This window comes from Actinokineospora bangkokensis, from assembly GCF_001940455.1.
In the GTDB taxonomy this organism is placed as follows: domain Bacteria; phylum Actinomycetota; class Actinomycetes; order Mycobacteriales; family Pseudonocardiaceae; genus Actinokineospora; species Actinokineospora bangkokensis.
The window spans coordinates 124,046-144,392 of the sequence record NZ_MKQR01000018.1 but is presented as its reverse complement, the minus strand read 5'-3'; the positions used below and the strand labels follow the sequence as shown (position 1 = coordinate 144,392).

Here is a 20,347-nt window from a genome sequence, read left to right as displayed (position 1 = left end):
GGCGGTCAGGCGGGCAGCAGCAGCGGGTGCGGGGTGGGCACGGGGGTCAGCGCGATCGCGGGCTTGGTGCCGGTGGTGGGCGCGGCGGGGCGGTCCAGGCGGAAGCGCTGGGCGGCCCTGGTGAGCAGCAGGTCGCCCTCCAGCTGGGCGAAGGTGTTGCCGACGCACTGGTGGGCGCCCGCGCCGAAGGGGAAGTAGGCGAAGCGGTGGCGGCCCTCGCCGCCCAGCCAGCGCCGCGGGTCGAACTCCAGCGGCCGCTCCCAGACCCCGGGGTGGCGGTGGGTGGCGTAGGAGGACACGATCAGCCGCGCCCCGGCGGGGACCTCGTGGCCCGCGATCTCCAGCGGCTCGTCGACCACCCGCCGCAGCGCCCACGCCGGGGGGTAGAGCCGCAGCGCCTCGCGGACGACCGCGCGCGGGCGGGTGAGCCCGCGCAGCCGCTCGCCGGTGGGGTCGGCGCCGCCGAGCGCGCCCGCGACCTCGGTGCGCAGCGCCTCGGCGTGCTCGGGGTGCTCGCTGAGCAGGTGCAGGGCCCAGACCAGGGCGGTGCCGGTGGTCTCGGTGCCCGCGATGAAGATCGACAGCACCTCGTCGACGAGCTCGTGGTCGGTGAAGTCGCCCTGGTGGGCGAGCAGGCCGTCGAGGAAGGTCGGCTCGGTGCCCGGCTTGCGGCGCAGGGTCACCAGCGCCGTGCCGATGATCGCGCGCAGCGCGGCGATGTCGGCGCGGTAGCGGCGGTTGGCCGGGGTGGGCCAGGACCGGGGGATGGTGGGGAAGGCGAAGAGCTGGTGGTCGACGTAGCCGAGCAGGAAGCTCAGCGCGGCGCGGGCGGCGGGCCGGTCGACGTCGTCGCGGGCGCCGAAGGTGGCGTCGACCATCATCGCCACGGTGATCCGCTTCATCTCCGCGCCGAGGTCGACCCGGGCGCCGGGGTGCCACCGCTGGTCGAACGCGGCGTCGAGCGGGCGCAGCAGCAGCGGGGTCATCGCCGCGAGCCGCTCGGCGCGGAACAGCGGGGTGAGCAGCCTGCGCCGCCGGGTCCAGTCGTCGCCGGTAGGGCTGGTGAACAGGCCCTTGCCCAGCAGTTGGCGCAGCAGCTGGCGGTGGGCGCGGCGGCCGTTCATCAGCACCTGGCGCACGCCGTCGGGGTGGAAGGCGGCGTAGACGCTGCCCGCGACGCCCAGGTCGAGCTCGACGAGGTCGCCGTGCTCGCGCTGGGCGCGCAGGAACAGCCCCAGCGGGTCGCGCAGGAAGCGCGCGTTCAGGCCGAGCAGCGGGGGCCCGGCCAGCCTCGGGATGGCGCTCATGCCGCACCGGCCGGGGTGGCCTCGTGCAGGGTCCAGAACGTGCCGGGGACCTGCTTGACGGCGGTGACCTCGAACCCGGCGCGCTCCAGCAGGCCGCGGAAGCCGCCCAGGGTGCGCACGGCGCCGCCCAGGTGCGCCAGGGCGTTCATGTCGCCGTCGACGACGGCCTGGCCCTCCTCGACGCGGTCGGGGGCGGCCATCTCGAACACCAGCAGCCGCCCGCCGGGGGCCAGCGCGGCGCGGCAGTTGCCCAGGATCGTCGCGGCGACGTCGTCGGGCCAGTTGGCCAGCACCCGGAACAGCAGGTGCACGTCACCGCCCGCGGGGACCTCCGCCCGGAAGTCACCCGCCACGAACCGGCAGCGGTCGCCGCCGGGGACCGCGGCGAGGGTGGCCACCGCCGAGGGCTCGGTGAGCGGCAGCTCGAAGAGCACCCCGGTGGCCCGGGGCAGGTGGGTGAGCAGCTCGGCGAGCAGCGAGCCGTTGCCGCCGCCGATGTCGACGACCTCGCGGGCGGTGGACAGGTCGGTGAGGCTGGCGATGAGCGCGCCCGTGCCGTGCGGCAGCACGATCATGCGGTGGTAGTGCTCGGCCAGCACCGGGTCGCGGTCGAGGTGGGTGTAGTAGGGCTCGCCGAACACGTGGTCGAAGGCGATGCCGCCCTCGCGCAGCGCGGCGGTGAGCCCCGAGTAGGCCAGGTAGCTGGGGCCGCCGAAGTAGAGCGCCTGCCCGTGCAGCGAGTGCGGGTGGGCGGGGTCGAGCAGCTCCCCGGCGTCGGTGAGGCCGAAGCGCTCGTCGTCGTCCTGGTCGAGCAGGCCGTAGCCGACCAGGGCGCGCAGCAGCTGGGTCAGCGGCACCGGGCGGGCGCCGGTGAGCGCGGCCAGCTCGGCGGCCGGGCGGCGGGTGCCCGCGAGGTGGGCGGGGACCCCCAGCTGCGCGGCGGTGTGGACCACGGCGCTGCGCCGGTAGCCCTCGATCATGGCGCTGACCCGCTGGCGCGGGTCGGTGGCGAGGCTGCCGGTCATCGCCGCACCTGCCCGGTCAGCTCGGCCAGCCGGGCGAAGAGCGCGGCGGCCAGGGCGGGCGCCCCGGTGGAGTCCTGCGGGTAGGGCATGACCAGCTCCAACCTGTCGTCGATGTGGTGTGCGTGCAGGGCCAGGCCGAAGTCGGTCCACCGCTGCGCGGGCGGTTCGGCGGTGAGCCCCGGCCCCAGCGGTGGGGCGGGGTCGGCCAGGTCGGCCATGAGCGGGGCGGGCGCCAGCGCGGCCAGCGCGGTGTAGGGCAGGCGGGTGCGGCGGCGCAGCGCGGCGCGGCCCTCGTCGGCGACGGCGGCGACGTGCGCGGCGAACGGGGCGGTGGCGGGCAGCGGGCGCAGCACGGCGAGGTCGACGAACCGGCCGACCACCCCGTCGAGCCCGGCGCGGGCGGCGGCACCGACCGGCACGGCCACCGGCAGCGGCCCGGTGGTGGCCGCCACGGCGTCGGTGAGCACGGCGAGCAGCAGGGTGCGGGCGGAGACGCCGTGCTCGCGGGCCACCTCGGCGAATCGGGCGGTGGCCCGCGCGTCGAGCAGGTGGGTCGCGGCGGAGAGCGGGCCGGTGCTGCGGGTGGTGGGGTGCGCGCCGAACTCCTCGACCCACTGGCGGGCGGCGTCGGCGGCGTCGGCGTCGGTGATCCGCGCGCGCTCCCAGGTCGCGTAGTCGGGGTGGTGCAGCTCCAGCGGGGGCAGCGGGTCCGGGTCCCCGGCCAGGCGCGCCCGGTAGAGGGCGGCGAGGTCGGCGGCGAGGATGCCCGCGGACAGGCCGTCGACGGCCAGCCGGTGCGCGCGCAGGGCGATGCGGTGCCCGTCGTCGGTGGGGTGCAGCTCGGCGGCGAGCATCCGGCCCGCCGCGGGGTCGAGCGGGCCGGTGCGGCCCAGCACCGGGTAGGCGGGCACGGGGTGCTGGCGGTCGCCGTCGACGGCCACCCGCAGCGCCTCGTGCCGGGCGACGACGGCGGTCAACGCCTCGGCCAGGGCGTCGGGGTCGACCGGGCCGCTGACGCGGGCGCTGACGGTCAGCTCCACGTCGATGCCGGTGGCCCCGGCGGCGACCGCGGCCGCGACCGGGCGCTGCGACCACGACAGCGGGGCGTCCGCGCTGCCGCGGCGCAGCAGGGCGGGACCGGACGCGGGTGCCGCGGCGGTGACGGCGGCGGCCAGGTCCGCGACGGTGGGGGCGGCGAAGAAGTCGGCGAGGGCGAGGTCGACGCCGAAGCGGGCGCGGATGGTGCGCACCAGGCGCACCGCGACCAGGGAGTCCCCGCCGAGGCGGAAGAAGTCGGCGTCGGCGGGCACGGCGTCGCGGCCCAGGGCGGCGGCCCACAGGTCGGCCAGCGCGGTCTCGGTGCCGGGCGCGGGTGGGCGCCCGGTGCCCTGCTCGGTGGGCTCGGGCAGCGCCTTGGCGTCGAGCTTGCCGGTGTGGCCCAGCGGAAGCGCGTCGAGGGCGAGCACGTGGGCCGGGACGAACGCGGTCGGCAGCGCGGCCGCGGCGGCGCGGCGCACGGCGGCGGTGTCGAGGCCTGCGGCGGTGCCCGCGCGCGGGGTCACGTAGCCGACCAGCGCGGTGCGCCCGCCGACGGGCCGGGCTACGACGGCGGCCTCGGCCACGTCGGGGTGGGTGCGCAGGGCGCGCTCGACCTCGGCCGGTTCGACGCGCACGCCGTTGACCTTGACCTGGGAGTCGACCCGGCCCGCGAACTCCAGGACGCCGTCGCGGCGGTAGCGGGCGAGGTCACCGGAGCGGTAGACGCGGGCGCCGGGGGCGCCGAAGGGGTCGGGGCGGAAGCGCGCGGCGGTCTGCCCGGCCCTGCCCGCGTAGCCGTGCGCCAGCCCGGTGCCGCCGATCCACAGCTCACCCACCACGCCGGGGGGCACGAGCGCGCCCGCCTGGTCGAGGACGAGGACCTTCTTGCCCGCCACCGGGCGGCCGATGGGCACCTCGTGCTCGGGGTGCCCGCGGCGCAGCCGGTAGGAGGTGGTGTCGATGGTGGCCTCGGTGGGGCCGTACTGGTTGTGCAGCTCGGCGGTGGTGCGGGCGTGGAAGCGCTCGACGAGGTCGGTGGCGAGCTTCTCGCCGCCGCAGAACACGTGGCGCAGCCCGGCCAGCTGCCCGGTCTCGGCGTCGAGGACGCGGCCGAGCTGCACCGGGACGAAGTCGGCGACGGTGATGGCCTGCCCGGCCAGCAGCGCCAGCACGGCGGCGGGGTCGGCGGCCTCGTCCGGCTCGGCCACGACCACCGCCGCGCCGGTGACCAGCGGGCCGAACAGCTGCCAGACCGCGGGGTCGAAGGCGAAGGAGACGGTGTGCAGCAGCCGGTCGCCCGGCCCCAGGCCGGTCAGCGCCCGCCGCCAGGCCAGGTCGGCGCACACCCCGGCGTGCGGCACCGCGACGCCCTTGGGCTCGCCGGTGGAGCCGGAGGTGTACATCAGGTAGGCCAGGTCGTCGGGTCCGGCGTGGCCGCCTGCGCCGCCCGGGGTGCCGCGGTGCGGGCCGAGGTCGGTGCCGCCGAGCAGGGCGGCGGCGCGGGAGTCGTCGAGCATCCGGCGCCTGCGCTCGACCGGGTGCGCGGGGTCCAGCGGCAGGAACGCCGCCCCGGCGGCGAGCACGGCCAGCAGGTCGACGACCAGCTCCGCCGAGCGCGGGTGGCACACCGCGACGACGTCGCCGCGGCCGACGCCCCGGGCGGTCAGCTCGGCGGCGCGGGTGGTGACCACGTCCCAGAGCTGGCCGTAGGTCAGGGCGGTGGGGCCGCAGACCAGCGCGGGGGCGTCGGGCGCGCGGCGGGCCTGGGCGGCGACCAGGCCGTGCACGGTGGCGTCGGTCCAGGGCAGGTCGGCGTGGTCGGTGAGCAGGTCCAGCGCGGCCCGCTGCTCGGGGACCGACAGCAGCGGCGCGCCGGTGACGGGTGTGTCCGGGGAGGCGGGGAGGGTGGTGAGCAGGCGGGCGTAGCGGTCCAGCAGGGCGTCGACGGTCTCGCGGTCGAAGCGCGCGGCGTCGTAGTCGACCAGCAGCCGCAGGGCGTCGCCGTCGCGCACCGCGGAGACGGTCAGCGCGCACTGGGCGGTGCCCTCGCCCAGCTCCAGCGGCTCCACCTGGAGCCGGGGCAGGGTGACCCGCGGCGCCGGGGCGTCCTGGACGGCGAAGAGCACGTCGTAGCCGGAGGCCAGGAAGGGCTCGGCGGGGACGGTGGCGTTGCGGAACGCGGTGGCGGCGGTGGACCTGGCCCGGTCGACCAGCTCGGTGAACGTCGGCGCGCCCGCGAGGTCGGCGACCAGCGGCACGGTGGTGAACAGCGGGCCCACCACCTCGGCCAGCTCGGGGCGCTCGCGGCCGGTGGTGGGCGTGCCGACGACGAACCGCTCCCCCGCGCCGTGGCGCGAGAGCAGCACCTGGAACGCGGCGAGCAGGGTGGCGAACGCGGGCGCGCCGGTGCGCTCCCGGAAACCGTCCACAGCGGACAACCCGGTGATCGTGCGGTGCAGCCGGGCCGAGCTGATCGCGCGCCCGGCCGGGCGGTCGGTGGGCAGCTCGACGCCACCGCCCAGCCCGGCCAGCGCGGTGCGCCAGTGCTCGGCGGCGGCCGTGCGCTCGGCCTCGGGGCGGGCGCGCAGCCAGGCGGCGTAGTCGGCGTACTGGGTGCCCGCGGTGGTGTCGGCGGGCTCGCCGCGCACCTCGGCGGCGTAGCCGTCGGCGAGCTGGGTGAGCAGGACGGCGTTGCTGGTGGCGTCGGTGGCGATGTGGTGCAGGGTCAGCAGCAGCGCGTGGGTGCCGTCGGCCAGCTCGACGAGCACCGCGCGGGCCGGGGCCTCGGCGGTGAGGTCGAACGGGCGGGCGGACTCGGCGGCGGCCACCTCGGCCAGCTCCGCGAGGTCGGCGCAGCGGGTGCGGCGCAGCGGCAGGCCGCGGCCGGGCAGCAGCACCTGGCGCGGGCCGTCGGCGGTGTCGGCGAAGCGGGCGCGCAGCACCGCGTGCCGGGCGGCGAGCGCGGCGCAGGCCCGGTCCAGGGCGCCGGTGTCGAGGTCCCCGACGAGCCGGACGGCGGTGGCCACCGTCCCCGCCGTGTCGCCGGGGGTGGCCCGCTGGCGCAGCCAGAACCGCTCCTGGGTGGGCGAGAGCGGCGCGCCGTCGTGCGGCACGGGGAGGATCGGGCCTGCCTGGGCCGGGTCGGCGTCCGCGGGATCGGCCTGCTCGGCGGAGTCCAGGGCGGCGGCCAGCTCGGCGGCGGTGGGGTGGTCGTAGAGGGCGGCCAGCGGCAGCCGGACGCCGGTCAGCTCGGCCAGCTCGTCGAGCACCCGCAGCCCGAGCAGCGAGTGCCCGCCGAGGGCGAAGAACGACTCGTCCTGGCCGACGGTCGGCACGCCGAGGAACCGCTCCCACACCGCCGCGACCGCGGCCGCGGTGCCGGTGGGCGGTGCGGCCGGGGCGGGCAGGGGCGCCGGGGTGGCGACGGGGGCGGCCGGGGTGGCGGGGGTGTCGAGGCGGTGGCTGGTGCGCTCGAAGGCGTACCCGGGCAGGCTGACGCGCCTGCGCCGCTGCCCGCTGTGCAGGCCGCTCCAGCGCACCGGCACCCCGGCGCGCCACAGGTGGGCCGCGGCGGCGGCCATGGTCCCGGCGGGGTCGTCGGTGCCGGTGGCGGTGGGCAGGCTCGGCACGGCGCGCGGTCCGGCCAGCTCGACCAGCCCGCGGCCGGGTCCGACCTCGACGAGCACCGGCGCGGTGACCCCGGCCAGGGCGTCGGCGAAGCGCACCGGGCAGCGCAGCTGCGAGCCCCAGTACGCGTCATCCACAGTGGACACCGGGCCGCCGGTGAGCGTGGAGTGGAAGGGGATCCGCGGGATCCTGTGCACTATTCCGGAGGCGTGCGCGCTCACCTCTGCGACGGCGGGCTCCATCGCGGCGGTGTGGAAGGCGTGCGAGGTGTGCAGCAGCCGGGTGCGCACGCCTCGGGCGGCGCACTCCTCGGCGTAGGCGGTGACAGCCGCGCGCGGGCCCGCGACGGTGGTCTGGGTGGCGGCGTTCACCGCGGCCACCTCCACCCCGGGCGGCAGCTGCGCGGGGTCGACCGCGGCGGCGACGGCCAGCATCGCCCCCGGCGGGCAGGCGGCCATGGCCCGGCCCCGGACCACGGCCAGGCCCAGCGCGTCGTCGCGGTCGAGCACCCCGGCGGCCACGGCCGCGGCCAGCTCCCCGACGCTGTGGCCGAGCACGGCGGTGGGCACCACGCCCCAGGACGCCCACAGCACGGCCAGCGCGTGCTCGACGGCGAACAGGGCGGGCTGGGCGAACTCGGTGCGCCGCAGCAACCCCGCGTCGGCGAGGGCGGGGCGCAGGTCGGTGCCGAGGTCGGCGGCGACCGCCAGGCAGGCGTCGAACTCGGCGCGGAACACCGGCTCGGTGGCGCGCAGCCCGGCGGCCATCCCCGGGTGCTGGGCGCCCTGCCCGGAGAACAGCAACGCCACCCCGGGCCGCCCGACCACGCCCGGTCGGGCGGCGGCGAGCGCGGCGGCGGCCTCGTCACCGGTGCGGGCGGCCACCGCGACGCGGTGCTCGAACGGGCGCCTGCCCACCTGCAGGGTGTGCGCGGCGTCGGCGAGGTCGGCTCCGGTGCGCCCGGCCAGCGCGGCTGCGGTGGCCTCGACGGCGGCGGCCAGCGCGGCCGGGGTGCGGGCGCTGACCGGCACGACCTGCCACGGCCGGTGCGCGTCGGCGGGGGCGGGCGCGGGCGCGGCCTCCAGCACCGCGTGGGCGTTGGTGCCGCCGATGCCGAACGAGCTGACCGCCACCGGCCCGCGCAGCGCGGTGGGCTCGGTGACGACGCGGAAGCGGCTGCCCGCCAGGCCCAGCTCCGGGTTCGGGGCGCGGAAGTGCAGGGTCGGGGGGATGGTGCCGGTGCTCACCGCGCGCACGGCCTTGATCAGCGAGATCACCCCGGCCGCCGCGTCCAGGTGGCCGATGTTGGTCTTCACCGAGCCCAGCCAGCAGGGCGCGCCGGGGCCCAGCGCCTCGGCCAGCGCGGCGACCTCGACCGGGTCGCCCAGCCGGGTGCCGGTGCCGTGCGCCTCGACGTAGCCGACCTCGGCCGGGTCGGTGCCGCCCGCGGCGTGCGCGGCGCGGATGACCCGCACCTGCCCGCTCACCGACGGCGCGGTGTAGCCGGCCTTGGCGGTGCCGTCGTTGTTGACCGCGGTGCCGCGCAACACGGCGAGCACCCGGTCGCCCGCGGCCAGCGCGTCGTCGAGGCGGCGCAGCACGACCGCGCCGACGCCGTCGCCGGGGACCATGCCCGAGGCGTCGGCGTCGAAGGCGCGGCAGCGCCCGTCGGGGGACACCATGCCGTCGCGGCCGGTGCCCCGCCCGCCCGCGGTGGCCCCGGCCGGGCGGCCGCGCACCGCGACCCCGCCCGCCACGGCCAGGTCGCACTCCCCGGCCAGCAGCGCCTGGGCGGCCAGGTGCACCGCGACCAGCGAGGTGGAGCAGGCGGTCTGCACCACCAGCGCGGGGCCGCGCAGGTCGAGCCGGTGGGCGACCCGGGTGGCCAGGTAGTCCTTGTCGCAGGCGATGACCAGCTCGGACTCGTCGAGGTCGGCGGTGTGCCGGGGGCTGGCCAGCAGGTCGAGCAGGTGGGTGGAGGCCGAGGACCCGGCGAACAGCCCGGTGACCGGCCTGCGCGCGGGGTCGCCGTGCCCGGCGTCGTCGAGCGCGGTGTGCACGCACTCCAGGAACAGCCGGTGCTGCGGGTCGGTGCGCTGGGCCTCCAGCGGGCTGAAGCCGAAGAACGGGGCGTCGAACAGGTCGGCGCCGCCCAGTTCGCCGCGGGCCCCGCCCGGCCCGTCGGTGACCGAGTCCACGCCCGCGAGCAGGTTGGCCCAGAACGCGTCGGCGGAGTCCGCCCCCGGCACCCGGCAGGCCAGCCCGACCACGGCGATGGCGTCCAGCGGCGGCTCCGCTGCTGCGGGCACCGCGCGCACCGCGGCCGGGTCGGCCGCGGGCTCGGGGACCGCGCGGGTCGCGGGCAGCTGGGTGGTCACGGTGCCTCCAGGGTGGTGTCGGCGGAGGTGGTGGCGAGCCGGGAGCGGCGCCTGCCCAGCCGGGAGCGGCCCGCGGCGGGCTCGGCGGGCAGGTCCTCGGCGGGGGCCTGCTCGGCGGCGGTGTCGTCGAGGAACGCCGCGAGGCTGCGGACGGTGGTGTGGCGGAACAGGTCCACCACCCGCAGGTCCGGCTTCACCGGCCGCAGCAGCTCGCACGCGCGCACCAGCAGCAGCGAGTGCGCGCCGAGGTCGAAGAAGCTCTGGTCCAGCGCGACGGCGGTGCGGCCGAGCAGGGCGCCCAGCACCTCGCTGACCTTCTCCTCCGCCGGGGTGCGCGGCCCGGTGGCGACGGCGGGTGCCGGGGCCGGGTCGGGCAGCGCGGCGCCGTCGACCTTGCCGTTGGGCAGCCGGGGCAGGTCGGTGACCGGCACCAGGTGCGCGGGGCGCAGCCAGGGCGGCAGCTGCTCGGCCAGGTGCGCCGACAGCCGCTCGGGCTCCACTGGTGCCGGGCCGGTGCCCGCGAACCAGGCCACCAGTTCGGCGCCCGCCGGTCCGGGCCGCGCCGCGCAGTGCGCCGCGCCGACGCCGGGGTGGGCGCGCAGCACGGCGGCGACCTCCTCCGGCTCGACCCGGTAGCCGCGGATCTTGACCTGGGTGTCGGTGCGGCCCAGGAAGTGCAGGGCGCCGTCGGCGTCGCGGCGGGCCAGGTCCCCGGTGCGGTAGGCGCGGGCGCCGGGGGCGCCGTGCGGGTCGGGGCGGAACCGGTCGGCCGTGGCGCGGGCGTCACCGAGGTAGCCGCGGGCCAGGCCCGCGCCGCCGAGCCACAGCTCGCCCGCGACACCGTCCGGGCACGGCGCGCCACGCGGGTCTAGCACGTGGGCGGACGAGCCGGGCACGGGGGTGCCGATCGGGGTCCCCGCACCGGGCAGCAGCCGGGACACGGTGCTCCACACGGTGTTCTCCGTGGGCCCGTACTCGTTGTGCAGCGCGACGTCCGGGTGCAGCTGGTGGTGGCGGTCGACCAGGTCGGCGTCCACCGCCTCGCCCGCGACCGCCACCGCGCGCAGCCCGGCGCCGCCGAGGCGCTCGACGAGCAGCCGGTAGAGCGAGGGCAGGCAGACCAGGTGCGTGGCGCTGGGCCGCGACAGCAGCTCGGTGAGCCGGTCGAGGTCCAACTCGGTGCCCGCGGGCGGCAGGTACAGCTCCGCACCGGCGGCCAGGCTCCAGAAGATCGACGCCACCGAGGTGTCGAAGGCCGGTGAGGACACCAGGACGAACCCGCGCACCGGTCCGGAGTAGACACCCAGCCGGGCGGCGGTCGAGGACGCCAGGCCCGCCCGGGTGACCGCGACGCCCTTGGGCGCGCCCGTCGAGCCCGAGGTGTGGATCACGTACGCCAGGTCCAGCGGGTGCGCCGGGTCCGGCGCCGAGACCGCGCGCGGCACCTCGATGTCCAGCGGAACCAGCGGGATGCCCTCGACCGGCGGCGGGGCGTCGTGCAGCACGAGCGCCGGGCGGGCGCGGTCGAGGATCGCGCGGGTGCGCCCGACCGGGTAGGCCGGGTCGAGGGGAACGTAGGCGCCGCCCGCGCGCAGCACCGACACGATCCCGACGACCAGCGGGACACCGCGGTGGGCGTGCAGGCCGACCAGCGTGCCCGGTCCGACGCCGAGCGCCCGCAGGTGCGCGGCCAGGTCGCGGGAGCGCTCGTCGAGCTGCCGGTAGGTCATCGCCGTGCTGTCGTCGCGCAGTGCCACGGCCTCCGGCGCGGCGGCGACCTGTGCGGCGAACCGCTCCAGGACCGGGATGTCACCGCCCTCGGGAGCCGGTGCCTCCCCGGCGGCCAGCGCGGCCGTCCGACGCGCGGGGGCCAGCAGCGGCAACGCGTCGACAGGGGTGTCGGGCGCGTCGACGGCGGCGCGCAGCAGCGTCGTGAACACCTCGGCGAAGCCCTCGACGGTGCGCGCGTCGAACAGCGCGGTCGGGTACTCCCAGGACAGCTCCAGGCCCTCGGGGCGGTCGACCACCGCGAGGGTCAGGTCCACCTTGGCAGCGCCGGTGTCGTGGCCCCGCGTGGTCACCACGTGGCAGGCGCCCACCCGCGCCCCCCGGTCGTGGCGCAGCACCAGCATGGCCTGGAACAGCGGGTTGCGGGTGTGGTCGCGCGGGAGCCGCAGCTGCTCCACCAGGTGCTCGAAGGGCAGGTCCTGGTGCTCCTGGGCGTCGAGGACCGTGCGGTGGCAGCGGCGCACCAGCTCGGCGAAGGGGGTGCCGGGCTCGGCCGGAGTGCGCAGGGCGGTGGTGTTGGCCAGGAACCCGGCGGTGGTCTCCCACTCGGCGCGGGTGCGCCCGGCGACCGGCGTGCCGACGATGACGTCCGGCTGCCCGCTCAGCCGCGCCAGGGTGGTCGTGTAGGCGGCGTAGAGGGCGCTGAACAGGGTCGCGCCGTGCCCGGTGGCCAGCTCGCGCAGCCCGGAGACCAGCTCGGCGGGCAGCGTGGTGGTGTGCCGGGCGCCCGCGACGGCGGGGTCGCGGGGCCGGGGGCGGTCGGTGGGCAGGGCCAGGGCGGCGGGCGGGTCGGTCAGCGCGCCGCGCCAGTGCGCGAGCTGCCGGTCGTGCTCGCCGCCGTCGAGCAGCCGCGCTTGCCACAGGGCGTGGTCGGCGCACTGGGTCGCGGGGGTGGCGGGGGCGGTGCCGTCGAGCAGGCCGACCAGCTCGTCGAGCAGCAGGTCCAGCGTCCAGCCGTCGCAGATGGCGTGGTGGAGCACCAGGACCAGCTCGATCGCGTCGGCGTGCCGCACGGTCGCCGCGCGCACCAGCGGGCCCTCGGCCAGGTCGAACGGCCGCGCGGTGAACGCCGCCCGCTCGTCCTCGGTGATCTCCGGCAGCGGCAGGGGGGCGGGTGGGGCGATGCGCTGGACCGGGCCCGCGCCGTCGGTGGGGAAGGTCGTGCGCAACGCCTCGTGCCGGGCCACCAGGGCGTCGAGCGCGGCTCGCAGCCGCTCGGTGCTCGGTGCCGGCGTGATCCGGGCGGAGACCGGGACGGCGTAACCGCCGGGGGAGAACTGCTCCAGGAACCACACCCTGCGCTGGGCGGCCGAGAGCGGCAGCCGCTCGGGGCGAGGTCCGCTCACCGGCGCGGCCAGCGGGGCGTGCTCGGCCGCGGCGGCGGCCAGCCCCGCGACGGTCGGGTGGTCGAACACCAGCCGCAGCGGCACGCCCAGCCGGGTGGCCAGGCGCGTCGCCAGCAGCGAGTGGCCGCCCAGCCGGAAGAAGTCGTCGGTCGCAGACCCGACCGGCACCTCCAGCAGCTCGGCGAACAGCGCCGCCACGGCCCGCTCGGCCTCGCCCTGGGGAGCGCGCACCGGCCGGTCCACCGGCTCGGGGACGGGCAGCGCGCGGGTGTCGAGCTTGCCGTTGACGGTCAGCGGCAGCTCGGGCAGGTCCACCAGGTGCGCGGGCAGCATGTACCCGGGCAGGCCCGCGGACAGGTCGGTGAGCAGGGCCTCCGGCTCCGGCTCCCCGGCCCAGACGACGTAGGACACGATCTCGCCCGCCCGGCCCAGCGCGGTGTGCGCGGAGCGGACGGCCGGGTGGCGGACCAGCGCGGCGGTGACCTCGCCCAGCTCCACCCGGTAGCCGTTCACCTTGGCCTGGTGGTCGGCGCGGCCGTGGAAGCGCAGCACGCCGCCGGGCTCGCGGTGCACCAGGTCGCCGGTGCGGTACGCGCGGGCGCCGGGGGCGCCGTGCGGGTCGGGGCGGAACCGGTCGGCGGTCAGCCGCGGGTTGCCCAGGTAGCCGCGGCTGACCCCGGCACCGGTCAGGTGCAGGTCACCGACGACGCCGTCGGGGGCGGGCAGGCCGGAGGGCTCCAGCACGACCGCGCCGGTGCCCGCGACCGGACGGCCGATCGGGGTGTCGGTGGCGGCCGGGTCGATCGTGGCCGTCGTGGCGTACACGGTGGCCTCGGTGGGGCCGTAGCCGTTGGTGTGCCGGGTGTCGGGCAGCTCGCCCAGCAGGTCGCGCAGCGCCTGGCCGATCGGCTCGCCGCCGAGCATCGTGGCCCGCAGCCCGCGCAGGGCCGCCGTGCCGCGCGACAGCAGGCGCAGGGCGTGCGACGGGGTGGTTTGCAGGTGGGTGATCCCGGCGAGGTCGTCGGGGTCCGCCGCGGCGGTGTCGGGCAGCACCACGGTGGCACCGGTGGTGAGCGTCCAGACCAGCTCGACGACGGAGATGTCGAACGCGGGGCTGGTCAGCGCCAGCCACCGCTGCGGCTCGTCGCCGCCGTGCAAGTCGTCCATGGCGTGCAGCAGGTTCGCCAGGTTGGCGTGGGTGACCGCGACGCCCTTGGGGGTGCCGGTGGAGCCGGAGGTGTAGAGCACGTACGCCAACGACGCCGGGTGCGCCTGGGCCGGGGACGGCTCGGCGGCGGGGTGGTCGGCGGTCAGGTCCACCAACGGTGCGGTGGTCCGCGGTGCCGGACCGGCCTCGGGTTCGGTGAGGACGGCGACCGGGTCCGCGGCGTCGACGATCGCCGCGAGCCGGGCGGGCGGGTGCGACGGGTCCAGCGGCAGGTAGGCCGCGCCGGACAGCAGCACCGCCCACAGCCCGATGGCGGTGTGCGGGCTGCGCACGCTGTGCAGGCCCACCAGCCGCTCCGGGCCGGCGCCCAGCGCGCGCAGCCGGGCGGCCAAGGCCTGGGCCCGGTCGTGCAGCTGGGCGTAGGTGAACTGCTCGGCGCCGCGCACGAGCGCGACCCGGTCGGGGTGGGCGGCCACCGCCGCGCGCAGGCGGTCCGCGGCGCCGGGGGACGCGACCGGGTCCGGGTGCGCGACGGCGGTGGCGAGCTCGTGGGGGGTGAGCAGCGGGAGCAGGCCGACGCGGGTCGACGGGGCGGCGGCGAGCGCGTCGAGCAGCACGTCGAGGTGGTGGGCGAAGCGGGCGACGGTGGTGGCGTCGAACAGCTGCGCGCGGTACTCCCAGCGCAGCCGGGGCCGCTCGCCGTCGAGGTCGACCGCCTCCACCGACAGGTCGAACTTGGCCGTGCCGGTCGGCAGCGGCTCCGGCCGGTAGGTCACGCCGTCGGCCTCGACGCGCTCCGGCAGGCCGGGGCGCACCGACAGCAGCACCTGGAACACGGGGTGGGTGTCCGGTGTGGACACCGCGCCGAGGTGGCGGACGACCTCCTCGAACGGTGCGCGCTGGTGCTCGTGGGCGCTCAGCACGCCCTCGCGGACCCGGCCGAGCAGCTCGTCGAACCCCGGGTCGTCGGACAGGTCGACGCGCAGCGCGACGGTGTTGAGGAACAACCCGACCAGCGGCTCCAGCGCCGGGTCCGGCCGGTGCGAGACCGGGGTGCCGACCACGACGTCGGTGCTCGCGGACAACCGGCCCACCAGGACGGCGAACGCGGCCGCGAGCAGCATGAACGGGGTGGCGCCGTGCGCGGCGGCGGTGGCGCGCAGCCGGGTGGCCAGCGCCGGGTCCAGCTCCTGCCAGTGGTCGCCGCCGCGGCCGTCCCACTCGGTGGGGCGCGGGCGGTCGGCGGGCAGGCGCAGCGGCTCGGGCAGCTCGGCCAGCGCACCGGCCCAGTGCGCCAGGTCGGCGCCGTGGTCGCGGTCGGCCTCGGCCAAGGCGTGGTCGACGTGCTGCACGGCCAGCTCCGGGGCGGGGCCGCCGGTCAGCTCACCGAGCAGGATGCCGAGCGACCAGCCGTCGCAGGCGATGTGGTGCACGGCGACCAGCAGCTCCGCGCCGTCGGCGGTGGGCACCAGGGCGGCCCGCAGCAGCGGCCCGGCGGCCAGGTCGAACGGGCGGGCCACCCACCGCTCGCGCTCGGCGGCGTCGAGCACGGGCAGCGGCACCGGCGCGGGGGCGTGCACGACCTGGTGCGGCCCCTCGGCGTCGGCGGGGAAGGTGGTGCGCAGGGCCTCGTGCCGGGCGACCAGGGCGTCGAGCCGGGCGCGCAGCAGCGCCACCGGCGGCTCACCGGTGATGTGCACGGCCCCGGCGATGACGTAGGCGTCGGTGCCGGTCAGCTGCGCCTGCACCCAGATCCGGCGCTGCGCGGCCGAAAGCGGCAGCCGCGCGGGGCGCGGGCGGGCGGTGACCCGGTCCGCCGAGCGCGGGCAGGTCCGCGCGTGCGCGGCCAGGGCGGCGATGGTCGGGTGCTCGAACACCGCGCGCACGGTCAGCTCGCGGCCCAGCTCGGCGCGCACGCCCGCGGTGAGCTGCGCGGCGAGCAACGACTGCCCGCCCGAGGCGAAGAAGTCGTCGGTGCGCGAGGGGTTCGGCACGTCCAGCAGCCGCGACCACACCCGGGCGACGGCGGTCTCGGTCGCGCCGCGCGGGTCCTCGTGGACGCGCTCGGTGCGCGCGGGCAGCGGGAGCCGCTGGGTGTCGAGCTTGCCGTTGGGGTTGAGCGGCAGCTCGTCGAGGACGACCAGGTGCGCCGGGTGCATCCACGCGGGCAGCAGCCCGGCCAGGTGCGCGCGCAGCTCGTCGGCGTCGACCGCGCCCACCAGGTAGGCGGTGATCTCCGGGCCGGGGGTGATGGCGGTGTGCGCTGCGGACACGGCGGGGTGGGCGGTGAGCGCGGCGGTGACCTCGCCCAGCTCCACCCGGTAGCCGTTCACCTTGGCCTGCTGGTCGGCGCGGCCGTGGTAGTGCAGGGTGCCCTCGGCGTCGACCTGGGCGAGGTCACCGGTGCGGTAGAGCCGGGAGCCGGGCTCGCCGTGCGGGTCGGGGCGGAAGCGGGCGGCGGTCAGCCGCGGGTTGCCCAGGTAGCCGCGGGCCACCCCGGCCCCGCCCAGGCACAGCTCGGCGCGGGTGGGCATCGCCTCGCCCGCGGCGTCGAGCACGCGGGCGGTGGTGCCCGCGACCGGCAGGCCGATGGGGGTGTGGTCGGCGGTGGGGTCGATGGACTCGGTGGTGGCGTAGACGGTGGCCTCGGTGGGGCCGTAGCCGTTGATCAGCCTGGTGCGCGGGAGCTGGGCGAGCAGGGAGCGCAGGGCGGGGGTGATGGCCTCGCCGCCGAGCATCAGCGCGCGCAGGCCCGCGAGTGCGGGGGCGTCGGAGCTGAGCAGGCGGGTGGCGTAGGACGGCGTGGTCTGCAAGTGGGTGATGCCGGTCAGCTGCTCGGTGACGGGCCGGTCGTCGGGCAGCACCACGGTGGCGCCGGTGGTCAGCGTCCACACCAGCTCGACGACGGAGATGTCGAAGGCGGTGCTGGTCAGCGCCAGCCAGGTCTGGGTGCCGCCGCCGAGCGTGGTGTCCATGGCGCGCAGCAGGTTCGCCAGGTTGGCGTGGGTGACCGCGACGCCCTTGGGCACACCGGTGGAGCCGGAGGTGTGCAGCACATAGGCCAGGTTCTCCGGCAGCGGTCGCACCGCTACTGGATCCACTGTGGATGTATGGTCACTATCTACTGTAGAACCATTGCCGCGCAGCGGGAGCGTGGGCGCCGGCAGCTCGGGCAGGCCGGGCTCGGCGAGCACCAGCACCGGCTCGGCGGCCGCCACGATGGCGGCCAGCCGTGCGGGCGGGTGCGTGGGGTCCAGCGGCAGGTACGCCGCACCGGAGAGCAGCACCGCCCACAGCGCGACGACGGTGTCCGGGCCGCGCCCGGCGTGCAGGCCGACCAGCGACTCCGGGCCCGCGCCGCGCTCGACCAGCTCGGCTGCCAGGCGCCGGGCACGCTCAGCGAACTCGGCGTAGGTGACCTCGACACCCCTGTGGCGCAGCGCGACCCGTCCGGCGTGCACGCGGGCGGCGCGGGCGAAGCGGTCGAGCACCGGCGCGGCGTCGGTGACGTACTCGCCCTCACCCAGGTCGACCAGCGCGGTGGCCTCGGCCGGGGTCATCAGCGGCAGCGCCCCGACCCTGGTCATCGGGCGGTCGACGGCGGCGCTGAGCAGCACGGTGAACCAGCCCGCGAAGGCGGCGGCGGTCTCGGGGTCGAACCGGTCGGCGCGGTGCTCCCAGCGGGCCAGCCAGTGCTCGCCGCGGTCGGTGACCTCCAGTGAGACGTCGAACTTGGCGCCACCGGTGCCCAGCTGCTCGGCGCGCAGGCCGTCGCGCCCGCGCTCGCGGCGCAGGGTCAGCATGGTCTGCGCCAGCGGCGCGACACCGGGCACGCGGGTGCCGACGACGGCGTCCACGACCTCCTCGTAGGGCAGGTCCTGGTTGTCCTGCGCGGCGCGCACGGCGTCGCGGCAGCGGCGCAGCAGCGTGGCGAAGGTGGGGTCGTCGCCCAGGTCGACGCGCAGCGCGACGGTGTTGGCGAAGAACCCGACCAGCGGGTCGAGCGCCGGGTCCGGCCGGTTCGCCACCGGGGTGGCGACGATGACATCGCGCTGTCCGGTGACCCTGGCGAGGAACGCGGCGTAGGCGGCGTGCAGGACGGTGAACTCGGTGACACCGTGCTGGGCGGCCACCGCGCCGAGGGTGGCGCGCAGGTCGTCGGGGACGGGCTGCTCGTGCACCGCGCCCTTCGGCGTGGCGCCCAGCGGGTGGTCGGCGGGCAGCTCCAGCGGCGCGGGCGGGTCGGCCAGCACCCGGCGCCAGTGCGCCAGCTGCCGCTCGCGCTCGCCGCCGTCGAGCAGGTCGCGGTGCCACAGGGCGTAATCGGCGTACTGGAGGGGCAGCGGGGCGGGGTCGGTGGTGAGCAGCTCGTCGAGCACCACCTCCAGCGACCAGCCGTCGCAGACGATGTGGTGGGCGACCAGCACCAGCTCGGGGGCGTCGGTGTCCACCAGCGCGGCGCGCAGCAGCGGCCCGGTCGCCAGGTCGAACGGCTCGGCGGTCAGCGCGGCCAGCGCCTCCGCCCTGGTGCGGTGGGTGCCCACCGGCACGGGTGCCGCCGGGTGGACGAGCTGGTGCGGGGTCCCCCCGGGGGCGGGGAAGGTGGTCCGCAAGGACTCGTGCCTGGCTACCACCCGGTCCAGTCCGCCCAGCGCGGTCCGCACGAGCGCCGGGGGCAGGGTGACGGCGGCGGCGAGGGTGTAGGCGCCGGGGTCGACCTGGTCGAGCAGCCACATCCGGCGCTGCCCGGCCGACAGCGGCGGCTCCGGCCCCCGCTCGGCGGGGCGCGGCCCGGGGCGGGTGGGCGCGCCCGCCGCCGCGGCCAGCTCGCGCAGCGTCGCGCCCGCGAGCACGTCGGCCACCGGCAGCCGCAGGCCCAGCTCGGCCTCCGCGTCGTGCGCGAGGCCGATGGCCAGCAGCGAGTCGAAGCCCAGCGCCAGCGGCGCGTCGTCCGGGCCGACCTCGCCGACGTCGACGCGCAGCCGGGCGGCGGTCAGCCCGACCAGGTCCTCCAGCGCCCCCATCACGCGCTCCCGACCGGGTCGAGGGTGCCCTCGACGAACCGGGTCCGGCACTCCTGGCGGCGCAGCTTGCCGTTGGCGGTGCGCGGCAGGGCGCGGGCCTTGACCGGGACCACGGTGTCGACGTGCAGGCCCAGCTCCTCGGCCACCGCGCGGCGCACGGCGGTGCGGGCGGCGGCCAGGTCGGCGGCGTCGCCGCGCTGGAACACCTCGACCACCACGACCAGCCGGTCGCCGTCCTCGCCGGGGGCGGTGAACGCGGCGGCGCCGTGCGCGCGGACCAGCGGGTGGGCGCGCTCGGCCGCGGCCTCGACGTCCTGCGGGTAGTGGTTGCGGCCGCGGATGATGAGGACGTCCTTGAGCCTGCCGGTGATGTGCAGCTGCCCGTCGACGATGGCGCCCAGGTCACCGGTGCGCAGGAACCCGGCGGCGGTGCCGGGCAACCGCAGGCCGAACTGCTCGCTGGCCCGCCCGTTCCAGTAGCCCTCGGCGACGCTGTCCCCGGCCACCACGACCTCGCCCACCTCGCCGTCGGCGAGCGGGGTGTCGCCGTCCTGGGAGACGACGCGGACGTCGAGGCCCGCCGGCAGCTCCCCGCACGCAACGTGCTCGACGGCGCCGTCGCGCGGATCGTCGCCGACCAACCGGGCGACGGGGTCCACCCCCACCGGACCGCCGCTGACGAACAGGGTCGTCTCGGCCATGCCGTAGCAGGGGAACCACGACGACCGGCGGAACCCGTGCGGGGCGAACACCTCGGTGAACCGGTCCAGGGTGGACCGGCGGATCGGCTCGGACCCGGTGAAGGCGACCCGCCAGGCGCTCAGGTCCAGGTCGTCGTCCTCCGCGGGCCGGAACCGGCGCGCGGCCAGCTCGAAGGCGAAGTCCGGGCCGCCGCTGACGGTGGCGCGGTACCGGGAGACCAGCCGCAGCCAGCGCATCGGCTGCTGCAGGAACTCCAGCGGGGAGAGCAGGGTGCAGGGGAACCCGGCGAACAGCGGTTGCAGCACGCCGCCGACCAGGCCCATGTCGTGGTAGGGCGGCAGCCAGCTGACCAGCTCGGAGGTCTCGTCCAGGCGCATCTGCGCGGCGATGACGGCGCTGTTGTGCAGCAGGTTCGCGTGGCTGACCATCACGCCCTTGGGCGTGCCGGTGGAGCCGGAGGTGTACTGCAGGAACGCCGGTGACCAGGCCCGCGGGTCGACGCGGGCACCGCCCTGCCCCAGGGTGGCCGCGTCCAGCCTGACCAGGCCCGCGAACGCCGGGTCGTCGGCGGGCAGCAGGTCGAGCACCGGGGTCTCGGCGACCACGGCGACCGGGTCGGCGTCGGCGGCCACCGCGCGCAGCCGGTCGAGGTTGCGCGCGGTCACCGGCGGATAGCTCGGCACCGCGATCGCCCCGGAATGCAGGGTGGCCAGAAACGAGACCACGAAACCGGGCCCCGGGGCGGGCATCAGCAGCACCCGCTCGCCCGGCCGCACCCGTTCGCGCACTGTGGCGGCGGCGTCCGAGACCTTCCCGAACAATTCGGCGTAGGTCATCTCGCGGACGTCGTCGCCAAACACGAAACGAAATGCCACCCGGTCCGGCGTCCGCTCCGCGCGGTGCGCGAGGATGGCGGAGAAGGAATCGAAAGCGGGAATAATCAT

Annotated in this window: 5 protein-coding genes; all 5 read right to left on the bottom strand. The window is 77.6% G+C overall.

What is annotated here, in order from left to right; translation table 11 throughout:
* Window positions 1–5: 5 nt before the first annotated feature.
* The 5 genes from BJP25_RS18920 to BJP25_RS18900 are packed head-to-tail and all read right to left on the bottom strand — an operon-like array spanning window position 6 to window position 20,347.
* The gene (locus BJP25_RS18920) at window positions 6–1,307 is read right to left on the bottom strand and encodes a cytochrome P450 (RefSeq protein WP_075976307.1); all 1,302 of its coding nucleotides are present in this window, start codon (window positions 1,305–1,307) and stop codon (window positions 6–8) included.
* Entirely contained in the window at window positions 1,304–2,332 is a 1,029-nt protein-coding gene (locus tag BJP25_RS18915) for a methyltransferase (RefSeq protein ID WP_075976306.1), read from the bottom strand. Before BJP25_RS18915 ends, BJP25_RS18920 begins: the two co-directional genes overlap by 4 nt.
* On the bottom strand, window positions 2,329–9,375 hold the full coding sequence (locus BJP25_RS18910) for a hybrid non-ribosomal peptide synthetase/type I polyketide synthase (RefSeq protein ID WP_075976305.1): 7,047 nt from the start codon (window positions 9,373–9,375) through the stop codon (window positions 2,329–2,331). The genes BJP25_RS18915 and BJP25_RS18910 overlap by 4 nt, the downstream gene beginning before the upstream one ends.
* Window positions 9,372–18,701, bottom strand: a complete 9,330-nt coding sequence (locus BJP25_RS18905) for a non-ribosomal peptide synthetase (protein ID WP_075976304.1) — start codon at window positions 18,699–18,701, stop codon at window positions 9,372–9,374. The genes BJP25_RS18910 and BJP25_RS18905 overlap by 4 nt, the downstream gene beginning before the upstream one ends.
* Window positions 18,701–20,347: a fatty acyl-AMP ligase gene (locus tag BJP25_RS18900; protein WP_084794183.1), complete on the bottom strand. Its 1,647-nt coding sequence runs from the start codon at window positions 20,345–20,347 to the stop codon at window positions 18,701–18,703. Before BJP25_RS18900 ends, BJP25_RS18905 begins: the two co-directional genes overlap by 1 nt.

Coding starts and splice junctions, on each gene's coding strand:
- BJP25_RS18920 (WP_075976307.1), bottom strand. CDS start 1,307: ATGAGCGCCATCCCGAGGCTGGCCGGGCCCCCGCTGCTCGGCCTGAAC.
- BJP25_RS18915 (WP_075976306.1), bottom strand. CDS start 2,332: ATGACCGGCAGCCTCGCCACCGACCCGCGCCAGCGGGTCAGCGCCATG.
- BJP25_RS18905 (WP_075976304.1), bottom strand. CDS start 18,701: ATGGGGGCGCTGGAGGACCTGGTCGGGCTGACCGCCGCCCGGCTGCGC.
- BJP25_RS18900 (WP_084794183.1), bottom strand. CDS start 20,347: ATGATTATTCCCGCTTTCGATTCCTTCTCCGCCATCCTCGCGCACCGC.